This is a genomic window from Micromonospora sp. NBS 11-29 (assembly GCF_002140155.1).
Taxonomy (GTDB): Bacteria; Actinomycetota; Actinomycetes; order Mycobacteriales; family Micromonosporaceae; genus Micromonospora.
On the sequence record NZ_NAPR01000018.1, the window covers coordinates 11,894 to 12,778 of the forward strand.

Annotated in this window: 1 protein-coding gene; it reads left to right on the plus strand. The window is 73.2% G+C overall.

What is annotated here, in order from left to right; translation table 11 throughout:
• The coding region (locus tag B1205_RS22310) for a beta-ketoacyl synthase N-terminal-like domain-containing protein (RefSeq protein WP_254910130.1) at positions 1-885 on the plus strand (885 nt) is incomplete at both ends.

The window sequence follows — 885 nt, forward strand, 5'->3', positions numbered from 1 at the left end:
CGCGACCGCACCACGACCACCGGTGTCTTCGCCGGCCTGATCCACCACGACTACGCCGGCCGGCTCGACGCCGCCGAGGAACTGGAGGGCTACCTGGTCAACGGCACCGCCGGCAGCGTCGCCTCCGGCCGGGTCGCGTACGTCTTCGGCCTCGAAGGACCCGCGGTCACCGTCGACACCGCCTGCTCCTCGTCGCTGGTCGCGCTGCACCTCGCCGCCCAGGCGCTGCGGGCGGGGGAGTGCGACCTCGCGCTCGCGGGCGGGGTCACCGTGATGGCCACGCCGAGCGCGTTCGTCGGCTTCTCCCGCCAGCGCGGACTCGCCCCCGACGGCCGGTGCAAGTCCTTCGCCGCGTCCGCCGACGGCACGAGCTGGGGTGAGGGCGTGGGCATGCTGCTCGTCGAGCGGCTGAGCGACGCCCGCCGGCGCGGCCACCGGGTCCTCGCCGTGGTGCGGGGCACGGCGGTGAATCAGGATGGTGCGTCGAACGGTTTGACGGCGCCGAATGGTCCGTCGCAGCAGCGGGTGATCCGGCAGGCTCTGGCGAATGCGGGTCTGTCGACCGCCGACGTGGACGCGGTCGAGGCGCACGGCACGGGTACGACGTTGGGTGACCCGATCGAGGCGCAGGCGCTGCTGGCGACCTATGGGCAGGACCGGTCGACGCCGCTGCTGCTCGGGTCCGTGAAGTCGAACATCGGGCACACCCAGGCCGCCGCCGGCGTGGCCGGGANGATGCGGCACGGGATCGTGCCGGCGACGTTGCATGTGGATGAGCCGTCTCCGCACATCGATTGGAGTGCCGGTGCGGTGGCGTTGGCGACTGAGGGGACGCCGTGGCCGGATCTGGATCGGCCGCGTCGGGCGGCGGTGTCGTCGTTCGGT